The sequence below is a fragment of the Vibrio sp. 10N.222.49.C9 genome (assembly GCF_041474985.1).
GTDB lineage: Bacteria > Pseudomonadota > Gammaproteobacteria > Enterobacterales > Vibrionaceae > Vibrio > Vibrio crassostreae_C.
This window is the reverse complement of the sequence record NZ_JBFRVD010001568.1, coordinates 1-278: the sequence shown is the minus strand read 5'-3', so window position 1 is coordinate 278 and position 278 is coordinate 1. Positions and strand designations below refer to the sequence as shown.

The following is a 278-nucleotide window of genomic DNA, read 5'->3' as shown; positions in this document are numbered from 1 at the left end:
CGGTTCCTGGTTCGGATGCCCAATACTTTAAAGTTCAGTACGATGCGAGACAGTACTTCCCACTGAACCAGAAGCAGACCTTTGCACTATTGCTACGTGGCCGCTTAGGTTATGGTAATGGCTATGGCAAGACTGACGGTAACGACAACCTGTTCCCGTTCTATGAGAACTTCTATGCAGGTGGTTTCACCACGCTGCGTGGTTTTGGCTCTAACTCAGCAGGTCCAAAAGCCGTTTATAACGATCCAACGGGTTGTTCAGGCAATGGCGGTGGTAAC

At 49.6% G+C, this 278-nt stretch carries 1 protein-coding gene; it reads left to right on the top strand.

Features of this window, described 5'->3' with window-relative positions:
- On the top strand, positions 1 to 278 hold a 278-nt coding region (locus AB4585_RS29300), incomplete at both ends, for a BamA/TamA family outer membrane protein (RefSeq protein ID WP_372172336.1).